Raw genomic sequence first — 14,835 nt, 5'->3', positions numbered from 1 at the left:
TGTCACTCGGACCCGGGACGCCCCGGCGGGTTGCACGCTCGCCGGGGCTTCCTTCATTGCTGCAAGGTTGGTTGCCGCGCGTCAGTCGCCCACCGGTGGCGGGGCCAGCACCTCACGCGCGCCGTTGGTGCCCATCGTGGAAACCACCCCGGCCATCTCCATGGACTCGACCAGGCGCGCGGCCCGGTTGTAGCCGATCTTGAAGCGGCGCTGCACCGCCGAGATGGAGGCCCGGCGACTCTCGGTGACGAAGGCCACCGCCTCGTCGTAGAGGGCATCCTGCTCGGCGTCGCCGTCGCCACCGCCCCCCTCGGCCTCGAGGCCAGTGAGGGCCTCGGCGGAGACGCCCCCGGAGAGGATCTCGTCGATGTACTCCGGCTCGCCGCGGCGCTTCCAGTCCTCGACCACCCGATGCACCTCGTCGTCGTCGACGAAGGCGCCGTGGACACGGGTCGGCATGCCGGAGCCGGCCGGCAGGTAGAGCATGTCGCCGTGACCCAGCAGGTTCTCGGCGCCCCCCTGGTCGAGGATGGTGCGCGAGTCGACCCGGGACGAGACCTGGAAGGCCATGCGGGTGGGGATGTTGGCCTTGATCAGGCCGGTGACCACGTCCACGGAGGGGCGCTGGGTGGCGAGTATCAGGTGGATGCCGGCGGCGCGGGCCTTCTGTGCCAGCCGCGCGATCAGCTCCTCGACCTTCTTGCCAACGATCATGAACATGTCGGCGAACTCGTCGATCACCACCACGATATAGGGCAGCTTCTCGAGCACCGGCGGCGACTGGTGCATCTCCCAGGGCTGGGGCTCCCAGAGCGGGTCGGCCACCTGGGCGCCGGCCCGCTCGGCCTCGTCGAGCTTGCCGTTGAAGCCGGCGATGTTGCGCACGCCCATGGACGCCATCAGCTTGTAGCGTCGCTCCATCTCGGCCACGCACCAGCGCAGCGCGTTTGCGGCCTCCTTCATGTCGGTGACCACCGGCGCCAGCAGGTGCGGGATGCCGTCGTAGACCGACAATTCCAGCATCTTGGGGTCGACCATGATCATGCGAAGCTCGTCGGGTGTCGCCTTGAGCAGCATGGAGATCAGCATGGCATTGACCCCCACCGACTTGCCCGAGCCGGTGGTGCCGGCCACCAGCAGGTGGGGCATCTTGCCGAGGTTGGCCACCACCGGGCCGCCGCCGATATCCTGGCCCAGCGCCAGGGTCAGCGCCGAGGCCTCCTGCTGGTAGCGGTCTGAGTCGATCACCTCGCGCAGCCGGATCATGGCGCGATGCGGGTTGGGGATCTCGATGCCCACGGTCGGGCGGCCGGGAATCACCTCCACCACGCGCACGCTCTTGACCATCAGCGAGCGCGCCAGGTCCTTGGCCAGGTTGCTGATCTTGGAGACCTTCACGCCGGCCGCCGGCTTGATCTCGAAGCGGGTGATCACCGGGCCCGGCCAGGTATCGACCACCTCGGCCTTGACCCCGTACTCGCGCAGCCGCGTCTCGAGCAGTTCGGCCATCTCGGCCAGCTGCTGTTCGGAGTAGTTGCGCTGCTGGGGCTGCGGCGGCGTCAGCAGCCGCAGGCTGGGCAGCTCGCCATCGGGCTCCGGCAGCTCGTCGAGCACCGGCCGCTGGTTCTGCAGGTGCTCCACGGTCCACAGGGCCGGCCCCTCGGGCTCGTCGGCGGCCGCGCGCCCCTGCTCGGCGGTCGCCACCTGCGGCGTGGTCTCCGGGGCTGGCTCGGGTGTCGGCTCCGGCGGGGCAACCCCCGGGTCACGCCGGCCGGTGGGCGCTTCCCCGTCCCCCATGGCGCCCTCGCTCGCCGGCGCCCAGGCCAGCTGCGGTTCGCCCGCATCGTCCGACTCTTCCCAGTCGGCGTCCTGCCAGTCGGCCAGCCCCGGTTCACGGCGACGCCCCTCACGGGCCGGCGAGTGCGGCGAGGCACCCGAGGAGGCCCGGGCGGGGGGCGGCGCATCGCCCTCCTCCCCGGCCTCGACGCTGACGGAGGCGGCATCGACAGCCCCGCCGAGACGCCCCTCGTCACGCTGGGCTCGCAGGGCGGGGCCCTGCCAGGCCGGCATCACCTCATCATCATCGTCATCGGGCAGCACGGGCTCGGGCACCGTCTCCGGGACCCGGCGTTTGCTCTGTTCGTCGGGGCTCACCGGCCGGGTGCGCGGCGGCTCGCCGGATGCGGTAACGGCGGCGTGGCCGGCGTCCGGCGTCGACTCGCGTGAGGCCGGGGGAAGGGGGGATTCGGGGGGCTTGGCCTCGGCGCGGGGCGAGGAAGCCGCCGTTCGCGGTTCTCCCGGCGGGGTGATCGCCACCCGCGGCTCCACGGCCTCACGGGAGGCCCGGGCGGTATAGGCCGCCTCGGGCTGCTTGGCCGAGGGCGTGCGCTCGGGCACCTCCCAGGGAATGTCGGTCTCGCCGTCGTTGCCGAAACCGGGCTCGCGGCGCGAGCCCCCGTCGACGGCCAGCACCGGTTCGGCCTCGCGACGACGGCTCCCCCCCAGACGCTGCCACCAGCGAGGCCGAGGCTCGGCCTCGGGAGAGGCCTCGTCGGCTCCTCGCTCATCGTCCTCGGCGACCGGGGACTCGCGCTCCTCCCGGGCCTCTTCGAGCCGCTCGGCGCGACGCTCCCGGACCAGGCCGAAACGGTCCGCCACCCAGCGCCACAGCACCAGGCTGCGATGGCCCATTTCGTCCATCACCGTCAGCCAGGAGAGCCCGGTGAACAGGGGAAAGCCACAGAGCATGGCGGCCGCGGCCAGCAGGCCGGTACCGCCCGTCCCTACCAGGGGGATCAGGGCACCGACCAGCCCCTCGCCGAGGATGCCCCCCGTGGAGTAGGGCAAGGGGCCATCGGGACGGTAGAAGTGCAGTGCCCCCAGGGTGGTGGAACCCAGCAGCAGCAGCACCAGCCCCCCGCAGCGCACCGCCAGGGCGGTGGCATCCCACTCGAAGCGCACCTGCCGCGAGCGGATCAGCCACCAGGCGGCGAACCCCAGCATGCCGGGCCACCACAGGGCACTGACCCCGAACAGCGAATAGAGCACATCGGCGAGCCAGGCCCCGATGGGCCCCATCCAGTTGGCGACCTCGGTCTCGGGGCCGCTGCGCGACCAGCCGGGATCCTGGGCGCGGAAGCTGTAGAGCGCCAGCAGCAGGAACACACAGGCGGCCAGCAGCAGGATCACCACCCCCTCTCGCGCCGACCCCTGCAGCCTCAGGCCGAAGCGCTTTGCCGTTTCCCTGGCATTCGCCGCCGTCACCCGACGTGACGAGGTCCTCTTCTTGACACTCAAGCGGCCATCCCCCTTGCGCCAACATGGCGTCTTCCGGATTTCACTGCACTCAATCATACCGAGCAAGTGCTCACCATCACAGGGGCCTGCATGTCTTGAGCCCCATCCCGCCGCGCGGCAGACTGGGTGGACCGTCAATGAGGAAGACGCTGCCCATGCTCCCCTGGCTCCCTGACCGTCCCGTGGGCTTCCCGCCCGTCGCGTCGGCCCTGCGCGACCCCGACGGCCTGCTGGCCGCCGGCGGGGCCCTGACCCCGGAATGGCTGCTGGCCGCCTATCGCCGTGGCATCTTCCCTTGGTTCAGCGATGACCAGCCGGTGCTGTGGTGGAGCCCGGACCCGCGCATGGTGCTGTTCCCGGGCGAGATCCGGGTGCGGCGCAGCCTCGCCAAGCGGCTGCGCAACGGCGGCTTCTCGGTCACCGCCGACACCGCCTTCGAGCGGGTGGTGGCGGCATGCGCCGCCCCCCGCGACGGCCAGCCCGGTACCTGGATCACCACCGAGATGCAGGCGGCCTACGGGCGCCTTCACGCCCTGGGCGCCGCCCGTTCGGTGGAAGTCTGGCGCGCCGACGCGCTGGTGGGTGGCCTCTACGGCGTGGCCATGGGACCGGTGTTCTTCGGCGAATCGATGTTCTCACGCGCACCTGATGCCTCGAAGGTAGCCCTGGTGCACCTGGTGCACACCATGAGCGCCGGCGATGGCCGGCTGATCGACTGCCAGATGCATACCGGCCACCTGGCCAGCCTGGGGGCCAGGGACATCGCCCGCAGCGAGTTCATCGGCTATCTTGAACAGTGGCTGGGCGATGCCGGCAGTGGCCGCCGGGAGACGCTCGACGGCGTCCTGGCACCGACCTGGTCCTTCGATGCGATCGACACCAGTGCGTGACCGGGCCACCGATTCAGAGGAGATGGCAGCCTTGAGCAGCAACGCCCCCCGGCAGCCAGTCAGGGACCTGCGCTTCTTCCTGACCGTGCCCCATGCCTGCAGCTACCTGGAAGGCCGCGAGGCGACCACCCTCTTCCTCGACCCCCAGGAGTCGCCCGGCCAGGGGGTCTACGACGCCCTGGCCCTGCTCGGCTTCCGCCGCAGCGGCCGTCACCTCTATCGCCCCCACTGCGATGCCTGCAACGCCTGCATCTCGGTGCGCATCCCGGTGGCCGAGTTCGCACCGAGCCGCACCCAACGCAAGCTGGCCAATCGCAATGCCGACCTGACGCTCCACGTGCGCCCGGCCCTCTTCGATGCCGAGCACTACGCGCTCTATGCCCACTATGTCCGGACTCGCCACGCCGACGGCGACATGTACCCGCCGAGCCACGAGCAGTACCGCACCTTCCTGACCCTCGATCAGGCCTACGCCAGGCTGCTGGAGTTCCGGCTCGATGGCCGGCTGGTGGCCGTCTCGGCCTTCGACCAGCTCGAGCACGGCCTCTCGGCCATCTACACCTTCTTCGATCCCGCGCCGGAGCTGGAGCGTCGCTCGCTGGGCACCTTCGCCGTGCTCTCGCTGATCCAGCGCGCCCGGGACCAGGGGCTGCCCCACGTCTATCTGGGCTACTGGATACGCGAGTGCCGCAAGATGAACTACAAGCAGTCCTTCCGGCCGCTGGAGATGCTCGACGGCCGCCACTGGCGCCGCATGATCACCCTGTAAGGCCTCCAGAGGGCGGGTTCCTTTGCCTTGACGAGCGGCATGCGGCACAATATCGCGCTATCCTGTCGGCACGGGCGGCGAGGCCGTGAAACCGTGCCGCCTTCTTTCGTCATCATCAGCGAGGAACCGCCTATATGGCACGTGAAGACCATATCGAAATGGAAGGCGTCGTCGTCGATACCCTTCCCAACACCATGTTCCGCGTCGAGCTGGAGAACGGCCACGTGGTCACCGCCCACATCTCGGGCAAGATGCGCAAGCACTACATCCGCATCCTCACCGGCGACAAGGTCAAGGTCGAGCTGACCCCCTACGACCTGTCCAAGGGCCGCATCGTCTACCGCGCCCGCTGAGCCCCGGCCGGGCACGCCGCAACGCCCGCCATCGCGCTCGAGCGCCGGCCGCACCCCGCGTCCGCCGCCTCCCCCGCTGCAAGGCCCGAACGAACAACGCCCCGTCCGCAGACAGGGCGCTGTGCGTTGGTGGCCGCCTGATCCGTCAGGGCGCGTCGGCCAGCTCCGACTCCGTGGAGAGGTGGAGCTCGCCATCCTCCACGCTGACGTGTACCACCCCGCCGTGCTCGGCCAGTTCGCCGAACAGGATCAGCTCGGCCAGCGGCTTCTTGAGCTTCTCCTGGATCAGGCGGGCCATCGGGCGGGCGCCCATGTCGGGGTCGTAGCCCTTCTCGGCCAGCCAGTCCCGGGCGGCCTCGTCCACGTCGAGCTGGACCCGCTTCTCGTCGAGCTGCGCCTGCAGCTCCACCAGGAACTTGTCCACCACGTTGCGCACCACCGAGGTGGGCAGGGCATGGAACTGGATGATGCCGTCCAGGCGGTTGCGGAACTCCGGCGAGAAGGTCTTGCGGATCACCTCCATGGCGTCCGTGGAGTGGTCCTGGGTCTGGAAGCCGATGGAGCGCCGCGTGGCCTGCTCGACCCCGGCGTTGGAGGTCATGATCAGGATCACGTGACGGAAGTCCGCCTCTCGACCGTTGTTGTCGGTCAGGCGGCCGTGGTCCATGACCTGCAGCAGCAGGTTGAAGACCTCGGGATGCGCCTTCTCGATCTCGTCGAGCAGCAGCACGCAGTGGGGCTGCTTGGTGATCGCCTCGGTCAGCAGGCCGCCCTGGTCATAGCCGACATAGCCGGGAGGCGCGCCGATCAGCCGCGACACGGTGTGGCGCTCCATGTACTCGGACATGTCGAAGCGCACCAGCTCGATGCCCATGATATGGGAGAGCTGCCTGGCCACCTCGGTCTTGCCCACCCCGGTGGGACCGGCGAACAGGAAGCTGCCCACCGGCTTGTCCGGTGCCTTGAGACCGGCCCGCGACAGCTTGATCGCCGCGGCGAGGCTGTCGATCGCCTCGTCCTGGCCGAACACCAGCATCTTCAGGTCGCGGTCGATGTTGGCCAGCAGCTTGCGGTCGGAGCTGGAGACGCTCTTCGGCGGGATGCGCGCGATGGAGGCCACCACCGCCTCGACCTGGTCGACGTCGATGGTATCCACTCGCACCTCCGGCGGCAGCAGCCGCTGATGGGCGCCGGCCTCGTCGATCACGTCGATGGCCTTGTCGGGCAGGTGGCGGTCGTTGATGTAGCGGTCCGACAGCCTGGCGGCACTCTCCAGGGCCGCATCGGTGTACTTCAGCTGGTGGTGCTCCTCGAAGCGCGAACGCAGTCCCTTGAGGATGCGGGTGGTGTCCTCCACCGAGGGCGCCATGACGTCGACCTTCTGGAAACGCCGCGCCAGGGCGCGATCCTTCTCGAAGATGCCGCGGTACTCCTGGAAGGTGGTGGAGCCGATGCAGCGTAGCTCACCCGAGGAGAGCAGCGGCTTGAGAAGGTTGGAGGCGTCCATCACGCCCCCGGAGGCGGCGCCGGCGCCGATCACGGTATGGATCTCGTCGATGAACAGGATGGCATTGGGCTGCTTGCGCAGCTCGGCCAGCAGGTTCTTGAGGCGCTTCTCGAAGTCGCCGCGATACTTGGTGCCGGCGAGCAGGGCGCCCATGTCCAGGGAGTAGACCACCGCATCGCTGATGACGTCGGGCACGTCCTCCTCGACGACGCGCTTGGCCAGCCCCTCGGCGATGGCGGTCTTGCCCACGCCGGCCTCGCCGACCAGCAGCGGGTTGTTCTTGCGCCGGCGGGCCAGGATCTGCACCACCCGCTCGAGCTCGTGGTCGCGGCCGATCAGCGGATCGATCTTGCCCAGCCGCGCCTGCTCGTTGAGGTTGGTGGCATAGCTGGTAAGCGGGTTGGAGCCGGACTCGGCACCCCCCTCCTCGGCCTCCTCGGCCTCCGGCGAGGGAGACGACTGGCTCTGGCCATGCCCGGCCACCTTGGAGATGCCATGGGCGATGTAGTTGACGGCATCGACCCGGGCCACATTCTGCTGCTTGAGGAAGTAGACCGCCTGGCTCTCCTGCTCCGAGAAGATCGCTACCAGCACGTTGGCGCCGGTGACCTCGCTCTTGCCGGAGGACTGGACATGGAAGACGGCACGCTGGAGCACGCGCTGGAAGCCCAGGGTCGGCTGGGTCTCCCGGTCCGACTGGTCCTCGGGGATCAGCGGCGTGGTGGAATTGATGAAATCCTGCAGGTCGGACCGCAGCTTGTCGAGGTTGGCCCCGCAGGCACGCAGCACATCCGCCGCCGAGGCGTTGTCCAGCAGCGCCAGCAGCAGGTGCTCCACGGTCATGAACTCGTGGCGCTTGGAGCGGGCCACGGTGAAGGCCGTGTTCAGGGTCAGTTCAAGTTCTTTACTCAGCATGGCAGTCCCCTTCTCGCCGCCCAGGGCTTCGCGTCGGATCATTCATGGTCCGGCATCATCAACATCGGGTACAAACGGCGCCGTTGCAAGTCTCCCTTCAACGCAGGACCGTCGCTGTCCCTCTTCGACCATGCCGCTCAGTCCGCCGCCTCGATGTCGCACAGCAGCGGATGCTGACACTCTCTTGCATATTGATTGACCTGATGGCTTTTGGTTTCCGCGATATCGCGGGTGAAGACACCGCAGGTAGCCTTTCCGCGGGTGTGCACGGTCAGCATCACCTGCACCGCGGTCTCGCTGTCCATGTGGAAGAAGGTCTGCAGCACCTCGACCACGAACTCCATGGGCGTGAAGTCGTCGTTGAGCAGCACCACCTTGTACAGGGGAGGACGCGCCACCTCCGGGTCGGCATTCTGCACCGCCAGGTCGCCGTCGTCCTCCTCGGGGCCCGGCGGCCGGGTCATGCCCCCCCGCGGGGACAACATGGCCGCTCGCAATGCCACCTCATCGTCTCTACTGAACATAAGAGCCACTATCCATCTCGACAAGCCGGAGGCCGTCCATCATCTCAACCGTGATTGGACGCCACCGCGCCGGCAGGGTTCACCGTCTGGGTTCGATACCCGGACGCCTCAACGCAAAGGGCCCCCATCCGCCGGGTGGCGGACGGGGGCCCCGGGTCCGGCGTCGCGACTTACATGTTGTCGGCGACGGCCTGGCCGAACTCGGAGCACTTGAGAAGCTTGGCATCGTCCATCAGGCGATGGAAGTCATAGGTGACCTCGCCCTTGGAGATGGCCTTCTCCATGCCCTTGAGCACCAGGTCGGCCGCCTCGACCCAGCCCATGTGGCGCAGCATCATCTCTGCGGAGAGGATCAGCGAGCCGGGGTTGACCTTGTCCTGCCCGGCGTACTTGGGCGCGGTGCCGTGGGTCGCCTCGAACATGGCGGTGGTGTCGGAGATGTTGGCGCCCGGCGCGATGCCGATGCCGCCCACCTCGGCCGCCAGGGCGTCGGAGAGGTAGTCGCCGTTGAGGTTCAGGGTCGCGATGACGTCATACTCGGCCGGACGCAGCAGGATCTGCTGCAGCATGGCGTCGGCGATGACGTCCTTGATGACGATCTCCTTGCCGGTCCTGGGGTTCTTCATGGTCATCCAGGGGCCGCCGTCGAGCAGCTCGGCACCGAACTCCTCCTTGGCGAGCTCGTAGCCCCAGTCCTTGAAGGCCCCCTCGGTGAATTTCATGATGTTGCCCTTGTGCACCAGCGTCAGCGACTCGCGGTCGTTGTCGATGGTGTATTGCAGGGCCTGGCGCACCAGACGCTTGGTGCCCTCGACGGAGACCGGCTTGACGCCGATGCCGCAGTTCTCGGGGAAGCGGATGTTCTGAACACCCATCTCCTCGCGCAGGAACTTGATGACCTTGTCGGCCTCCGGAGTGCCGGCCTTCCACTCGATGCCGGCGTAGATGTCCTCGGAGTTCTCGCGGAAGATCACCATGTCGACGTCGCCGGGCTTCTTGACCGGGCTCGGCACGCCCTCGAACCAGCGCACCGGGCGCTGGCACACGTAGAGGTCGAGCTTCTGGCGCAGGGCGACGTTCAGGGAGCGGATGCCACCGCCCACCGGCGTGGTCAGCGGGCCCTTGATGGACACCACATAGTCCTTGACCGCCTCGAGTGTCTCTTCCGGCATCCAGGTGTCGGCATCATAGACGTGAGTGGCCTTCTCGCCGGCGTAGACCTCCATCCAGTGGATCTTGCGCTCGCCGTTGTAGGCCTTCTGCACGGCGGCATCGATGGCGATCATCATCGCCGGCGTCACGTCGACACCGATGCCGTCACCCTCGATGTACGGGATGATCGGATTGTTCGGCACGTTCAGGGTGTTGTCGGCGTTGGCGGTGATCTTCTGGCCACTCTCAGGAACGACGATCTTGTTGAACCCCATGGCGAACTCCCCTTTTGGTCTATTGAGTGGAGCCCGGAGTGTACCACTCCCCCCCAGCGGGGGTAAGCTTGGCGGGACACTTGTCGACAATCTTGATAGGCTTACTTGCATTCGCTGGGGCGCCCGCGCATGGCACCCCCTTCCATGCCACCGCAGAGACCAGAGAGATCCACGCCCCATGCCCCAAACGCCGAAGATTATCTACACCTTTACCGACGAAGCCCCTGCGCTGGCGACCCACTCGCTGCTGCCGATCATCGACGCCTTCACCGACGCTGCCGGCATCGACGTGGAAACTCGCGACATCTCCCTGGCGGCACGGATTCTCTCGCAGTTTCCCGACTACCTGGCAAAGGACCAGCGTGTCGAGGATCACCTGGCCGAACTGGGCGCCCTGGCCAAGACGCCGGAAGCCAACATCATCAAGCTGCCCAACATCAGCGCGTCCATGCCGCAGCTTCATGAGGCCATCAAGGAGCTGCAGGGACAGGGCTATCCCCTGCCGGACTACCCGTACGAGCCGAAGAGCGACGAAGAGAAGGACATCCAGGCCCGCTACGACAAGGTCAGGGGGAGTGCCGTCAACCCGGTGCTGCGTGAAGGGAACTCCGACCGCCGTGCGCCCAAGGCCGTCAAGGCCTATGCCCGCAAGTACCCGCACCACATGGGTGAGTGGAGCCAGGCCTCGCGCAGCCACGTCTCTCACATGCACGGCGGCGACTTCTACCACGGCGAGAAGTCGATGACCCTGGATCGCGCCCGCAAGGTAAAGATGGAGCTGATCCCCGAGAACGGCCAGGCACACGTGCTCAAGCCCGAGATCTCGCTGCAGGAAGGCGAGGTCATCGACAGCATGTTCATGAGCAAGAAGGCGCTGCTCGAGTTCTACGAGCGGGAGATCGAGGATGCGCGCAAGACCGGCGTGATGTTCTCCCTGCACGTCAAGGCGACGATGATGAAGGTCTCGCACCCCATCGTGTTCGGCCACTGCGTGAAGATCTTCTACAAGGACGCCTTCGAGAAGCACGGCGCGCTGTTCGATGAGCTCGGCGTCGACGTCAACAACGGCATGGCGAACCTCTACGAGAAGATCGACACGCTGCCCGAGACCCAGCGCGAGGAGGTCATCCGCGACCTGCACGCCTGCCACGACCAGCGCCCGGAACTGGCCATGGTGGACTCGGCGCGCGGGATCACCAACTTCCACTCGCCCAGCGATGTGATCGTGGACGCCTCGATGCCCGCCATGATTCGTGCCGGCGGCAAGATGTACGGCGCCGATGGCCGCCTCAAGGACGTCAAGGCAGTGATGCCGGAGTCGACCTTCGCACGCATCTACCAGGAGATGATCAACTTCTGCAAATGGAATGGCGCCTTCGACCCGGCCACCATGGGCACCGTGCCCAACGTCGGCCTGATGGCCCAGAAGGCCGAGGAGTACGGCTCACACGACAAGACCTTCGAGGTCCCGGAGGGCGGTGTCGCCAACATCACCGACCTGGAGACCGGCGAGGTGCTGCTCTCCCAGACCGTCGAGGAGGGCGATATCTGGCGGATGTGCCAGGTCAAGGACGCGCCGATCCGTGACTGGGTGAAGCTGGCGGTGGAGCGCTGCCGCGACTCCGGCATGCCGGCCGTGTTCTGGCTCGACCCCTACCGCCCGCACGAGAACGAGCTGATCAAGAAGGTCAGGGCCTACCTCGAGGAGCACGACACCGACGGGCTCGACATCCAGATCATGTCCCAGGTCCGGGCCATGCGCTACACCCTCGAGCGCGTGGTCCGCGGCCTCGACACCATCTCGGTGACCGGCAACATCCTGCGCGACTACCTCACCGACCTGTTTCCGATCCTGGAGCTGGGCACCAGCGCCAAGATGCTCTCCATCGTGCCCCTGATGGCCGGTGGCGGCATGTTCGAGACCGGGGCCGGCGGCTCGGCGCCCAAGCACGTCCAGCAGCTCCTCGAGGAGAACCACCTGCGCTGGGACAGCCTCGGCGAGTTCCTCGCCATGGGGGCCTCCCTGGAACATCTCGCCAAGCAGTTCGGCAACGCCCGCGCGACCCTGCTGGCCGATGCGCTGGACAAGGCCACCGGCGAGTTCCTCGAGCACAACAAGTCGCCCTCCCGCAAGGCGGGAGAGCTGGACAACCGCGGCAGCCATTTCTACCTCGCCCTCTATTGGGCCCAGGCCCTGGCTGCCCAGGACGAGGATGCCGAACTCAAGAGACTCTTCACCCGCCTGGCCGAGACGTTGACGGCCAACGAGGCGATCATTCTCGACGAACTGAACGGCGTGCAGGGGCACCCGGTGGACATCGGGGGGTACTACCATGCCGACCCCGAGCTGGCACGCGCCGTCATGCGTCCCAGCAAGACCCTGAACGACGCCCTGGCAATGGTCGCCCAGGACTGAAGCATCGCCCCGAGGCGACCTGCCGCCCCCCGCGGGCGGCCCTTCCGGCTCCCGTCCGCCCCTTGGTGGAGGGGAGCCGTTGCTTTATGGCATCGGGCGTTGATTGGCGTCAGGCACTCGGTATAGTGGAAGGACACGATGAACCTTTACCTGCTGCACAAGCCCTACCGCATGCTCTCTCAGTTCACCGACCGTCGCGTCGACGAAGCGGAGCGCCGCGCCACCCTGGCCGACGTCTTCTCGGTACCGGGAGTCTATGCCGCCGGGCGCCTGGACTACGACTCCGAGGGACTGCTGCTGCTCAGCGACGACGGCGAGCTGATCCACCGCATCAGCGACCCCCGCCACAAGCAGCCCAAGACCTACCGCGTGCAGGTGGAGGGCGAGCCCGGCGAGGCCGCCCTGCAGGCGCTGCGCGACGGCGTCGCGCTCAAGGACGGCAGGACCCGACCGGCCAAGGTGTGGCGCCTGGCCGAGAGCGGGTTGCCCGAGCGCGACCCGCCCCTGGACACGCGACGCCACCCGCACACCACCTGGCTCGAACTGACCCTCACCGAGGGCCGCAATCGCCAGGTCCGCCGCATGACCGCCCATGTCGGCCACCCCACCCTGCGGCTGGTCCGGGTGGCCATCGGTCCCTGGCGCCTGGACGGCCTCGCCCCCGGGCAGTGGCGACGCGAGACCCTTCATGCCCCGCGCAGGCCGCCGACAGGCGCCCCCCGGGGCCGAGCGAGAGGAGGCCGCCGATGAGTCGCTGGCAACCCTATATCAGCGTGGCCACCGTGGTGGAGCGGGCCGGGCGCTTCCTGATGGTAGAGGAGGACCGTGGCGGAGCCGAGACCCTCTTCAACCAGCCCGCCGGCCACCTGGAACCCGGCGAACGCATCCAGGAAGCCGCCCTGCGCGAACTGCGCGAGGAGACCGCCTGGCAAGTGGGCATCACCGACTACCTGGGCATGTACGTCTACCGCACACCGGATGGTCTGACCTTCCACAGCCACGGCTTCTTCGGCATGGCACTGGCCCACCTGGGCAACGAGCTGGACCCGGCCATCCTCGCCGTGCACTGGCTGACCCTCGAGGAACTCGAGGCGCTGGACCGGGAAGGCCGCCTGCGCAGTCCCCTGGTACTGCGGCGCGTGCGCGATGCACTGGCGAGCCGCTTCTATCCCATGGACGTGATCCACGAGCGCTGAGGGCCAAGCGGCCAAGCGGCCAAGCGGCCAAGCCGAGGTTCAAGTAGAAAGTAAAAAGTCACGAGCCCCTTGCTCCTTGGCGGCTCGGCGCCCGTATCATGTATAATCGCGCCCCATTTATGACACACCGATTCGAGGGCGCCCATGACCGCCACCACAGGCAAGGTGATCGTCGGCATGTCCGGCGGCGTCGACTCCTCCGTGTCCGCCCTGCTGCTGCTGGAACAGGGGTACGACGTCGAAGGCCTGTTCATGAAGAACTGGGACGAGGACGACGGCACCGAGTACTGCACCGCCAAGGCCGACCTGGCCGACGCCGAAGCGGTGTGCGAGAAGCTCGGCATCCGGCTGCACACCGCCAACTTCGCCGCCGAGTACTGGGACAACGTCTTCGAACACTTCCTGGCCGAGTACCAGGCCGGGCGCACGCCGAACCCGGACATCCTCTGCAACCGCGAGATCAAGTTCAAGGTGTTCCTCGAGTACGCCGAGATGCTGGGCGCCGAGAAGATCGCCACCGGCCACTATGTTCGTGAAGGGCGGGTGCGCCAGGGCATCCACGGAGAGGTCCGCCCAAGATTGCTCAAGGGGCTCGATCCCAACAAGGACCAGAGCTACTTCCTGCATGCCGTCCCCGAGGCCGCCATCGCCCGCACCCTCTTCCCGGTGGGCGAGCTGGAGAAGCCCGAGGTGCGCGCCATCGCCGAGCGCCATGACCTGGTCACCGCACGCAAGAAGGATTCCACGGGCATCTGCTTCATCGGCGAGCGGCGCTTCCGCGACTTCCTCAAGCAGTACCTGCCGGCGCAACCCGGCGTGATCGAGACCCCCGAGGGCGAGGTGATCGGCGAGCACATGGGGCTGATGTACTACACCCTGGGCCAGCGCCAGGGGCTGGGCATCGGCGGGCTCGCCAACCATCCGGACGCGCCCTGGTACGTCGCCGACAAGGACCTCGAGCGCAACGTGCTGGTCGCCGTGCAGGGCAAGCACCACCCGCTGCTCTACACCGACAGCCTGGCCACGGAGGCCATGGACTGGGTGGCCGGCAAGCCACCGGCCGCGGAGGGCCGTTTCACCGCCAAGACCCGCTACCGGCAGGCCGACGTGCCCTGCCGGATGCAGACCCGCGCCGATGGCGGCGTCGAGGTCCATTTCGATGAGCCCCAGCGCGCCGTCACCCCCGGCCAGTCGCTGGTCCTCTACGATGGCGAGATCTGCCTCGGCGGCGGGGTGATCCGCGAGACCTGGAACGCCACGGAGCCTGACGCATGACCGCCTCGACCCCGATCCACCGCGCCCCGGACACCCCGACGGCCCGCCAGGCCCTGGCGCTGGCCGGGGTCTTCCAGGCCGCCAGCCTGGTCGACGAGCTCGCCCGCACCGGCCAGGTCGACCAGCGCGCCTGGGAGACCCTGATTCGCGCCACCCTGGACACCAACCCCGAGAGCTTCGAGGCGATCTACGGCGGCCACCCGAACAACCTGCGCCGCGGTCTCGAGGTGCTCGAGGGCGTGGCCGGCCGCCAGCAGGCCAACCCG

General features: G+C 67.9%; 12 protein-coding genes. 8 read left to right on the top strand and 4 right to left on the bottom strand.

Going from position 1 to position 14,835, the window contains the following annotated elements; genetic code table 11:
* Positions 1-81: 81 nt before the first annotated feature.
* A complete protein-coding gene (locus SCI24_RS08770; protein ID WP_318725040.1) occupies positions 82-3,297 on the bottom strand; it encodes a DNA translocase FtsK in 3,216 nt (1,071 codons plus the stop codon).
* A gap of 155 nt (positions 3,298-3,452) precedes the next feature.
* Here SCI24_RS08770 and aat point away from each other — a divergent pair, with 155 nt between their 5' ends.
* The 3 genes from aat (at position 3,453) to infA (ending at position 5,309) form a co-directional block, all read left to right on the top strand.
* A complete protein-coding gene (gene aat / locus SCI24_RS08765) occupies positions 3,453-4,187 on the top strand; it encodes a leucyl/phenylalanyl-tRNA--protein transferase (RefSeq protein WP_318725039.1) in 735 nt (244 codons plus the stop codon).
* Positions 4,188-4,218: 31 nt separating this feature from the next.
* Entirely contained in the window at positions 4,219-4,956 is a 738-nt protein-coding gene (locus SCI24_RS08760) for an arginyltransferase (RefSeq protein WP_318725038.1), read from the top strand.
* A 134-nt stretch (positions 4,957-5,090) separates the two neighbouring features.
* Positions 5,091-5,309, top strand: a complete 219-nt coding sequence (gene infA, locus SCI24_RS08755) for a translation initiation factor IF-1 (RefSeq protein WP_040185975.1) — start codon at positions 5,091-5,093, stop codon at positions 5,307-5,309.
* 145 nt (positions 5,310-5,454) lie between these two features.
* Here the strand turns inward: infA and clpA are convergent, their stop codons facing one another.
* The 3 genes from clpA to icd all read right to left on the bottom strand — a co-directional run bounded on the left by clpA (position 5,455) and on the right by icd (position 9,682).
* A complete protein-coding gene (gene clpA, locus SCI24_RS08750) occupies positions 5,455-7,731 on the bottom strand; it encodes an ATP-dependent Clp protease ATP-binding subunit ClpA (RefSeq protein WP_318725059.1) in 2,277 nt (758 codons plus the stop codon).
* Between the two features lie 137 nt (positions 7,732-7,868).
* Entirely contained in the window at positions 7,869-8,216 is a 348-nt protein-coding gene (clpS, locus tag SCI24_RS08745; protein ID WP_318725037.1) for an ATP-dependent Clp protease adapter ClpS, read from the bottom strand.
* A gap of 209 nt (positions 8,217-8,425) precedes the next feature.
* Positions 8,426-9,682: an NADP-dependent isocitrate dehydrogenase gene (gene icd, locus SCI24_RS08740; protein ID WP_318725036.1), complete on the bottom strand. Its 1,257-nt coding sequence runs from the start codon at positions 9,680-9,682 to the stop codon at positions 8,426-8,428.
* A gap of 178 nt (positions 9,683-9,860) precedes the next feature.
* On the opposite strand from icd, the gene SCI24_RS08735 reads away from it, so the two are divergent.
* The 5 genes from SCI24_RS08735 to SCI24_RS08715 all read left to right on the top strand — a co-directional run.
* Complete coding sequence (locus SCI24_RS08735; RefSeq protein ID WP_318725035.1) at positions 9,861-12,098, top strand: NADP-dependent isocitrate dehydrogenase; 2,238 nt, start codon at positions 9,861-9,863, stop codon at positions 12,096-12,098.
* A 138-nt stretch (positions 12,099-12,236) separates the two neighbouring features.
* Entirely contained in the window at positions 12,237-12,848 is a 612-nt protein-coding gene (locus SCI24_RS08730) for a pseudouridine synthase (protein ID WP_318725034.1), read from the top strand.
* Positions 12,845-13,294 carry an NUDIX domain-containing protein gene (locus SCI24_RS08725; RefSeq protein ID WP_250060721.1) on the top strand — a complete coding sequence of 150 codons (450 nt, stop codon included), beginning with the start codon at positions 12,845-12,847 and terminating at the stop codon, positions 13,292-13,294. The genes SCI24_RS08730 and SCI24_RS08725 overlap by 4 nt, the downstream gene beginning before the upstream one ends.
* Before the next feature lie 144 nt (positions 13,295-13,438).
* A complete protein-coding gene (gene mnmA / locus SCI24_RS08720) occupies positions 13,439-14,569 on the top strand; it encodes a tRNA 2-thiouridine(34) synthase MnmA (RefSeq protein WP_318725033.1) in 1,131 nt (376 codons plus the stop codon).
* A partial coding sequence (locus SCI24_RS08715) for a DUF489 family protein (RefSeq protein WP_318725032.1) occupies positions 14,566-14,835 on the top strand: 270 nt, incomplete at its 3' end. The genes mnmA and SCI24_RS08715, both read left to right, overlap by 4 nt.

It is taken from the genome of Halomonas sp., assembly GCF_033549285.1.
In the GTDB taxonomy this organism is placed as follows: Bacteria; Pseudomonadota; Gammaproteobacteria; order Pseudomonadales; family Halomonadaceae; genus Halomonas.
The sequence above is the reverse complement of the archived record's forward strand: the minus strand, read 5'-3'. Positions and strand labels throughout refer to the sequence as shown.

What these genes read in the sequence shown, in the direction of transcription:
- icd (WP_318725036.1), bottom strand. Translation starts at nt 9,682, where the DNA reads ATGGGGTTCAACAAGATCGTCGTTCCTGAGAGTGGCCAGAAGATCACC.
- infA (WP_040185975.1), top strand. Translation starts at nt 5,091, where the DNA reads ATGGCACGTGAAGACCATATCGAAATGGAAGGCGTCGTCGTCGATACC.
- clpS (WP_318725037.1), bottom strand. Translation starts at nt 8,216, where the DNA reads ATGTTGTCCCCGCGGGGGGGCATGACCCGGCCGCCGGGCCCCGAGGAG.
- SCI24_RS08730 (WP_318725034.1), top strand. Translation starts at nt 12,237, where the DNA reads ATGAACCTTTACCTGCTGCACAAGCCCTACCGCATGCTCTCTCAGTTC.
- mnmA (WP_318725033.1), top strand. Translation starts at nt 13,439, where the DNA reads ATGACCGCCACCACAGGCAAGGTGATCGTCGGCATGTCCGGCGGCGTC.
- aat (WP_318725039.1), top strand. Translation starts at nt 3,453, where the DNA reads ATGCTCCCCTGGCTCCCTGACCGTCCCGTGGGCTTCCCGCCCGTCGCG.
- SCI24_RS08735 (WP_318725035.1), top strand. Translation starts at nt 9,861, where the DNA reads ATGCCCCAAACGCCGAAGATTATCTACACCTTTACCGACGAAGCCCCT.
- SCI24_RS08725 (WP_250060721.1), top strand. Translation starts at nt 12,845, where the DNA reads ATGAGTCGCTGGCAACCCTATATCAGCGTGGCCACCGTGGTGGAGCGG.
- clpA (WP_318725059.1), bottom strand. Translation starts at nt 7,731, where the DNA reads ATGCTGAGTAAAGAACTTGAACTGACCCTGAACACGGCCTTCACCGTG.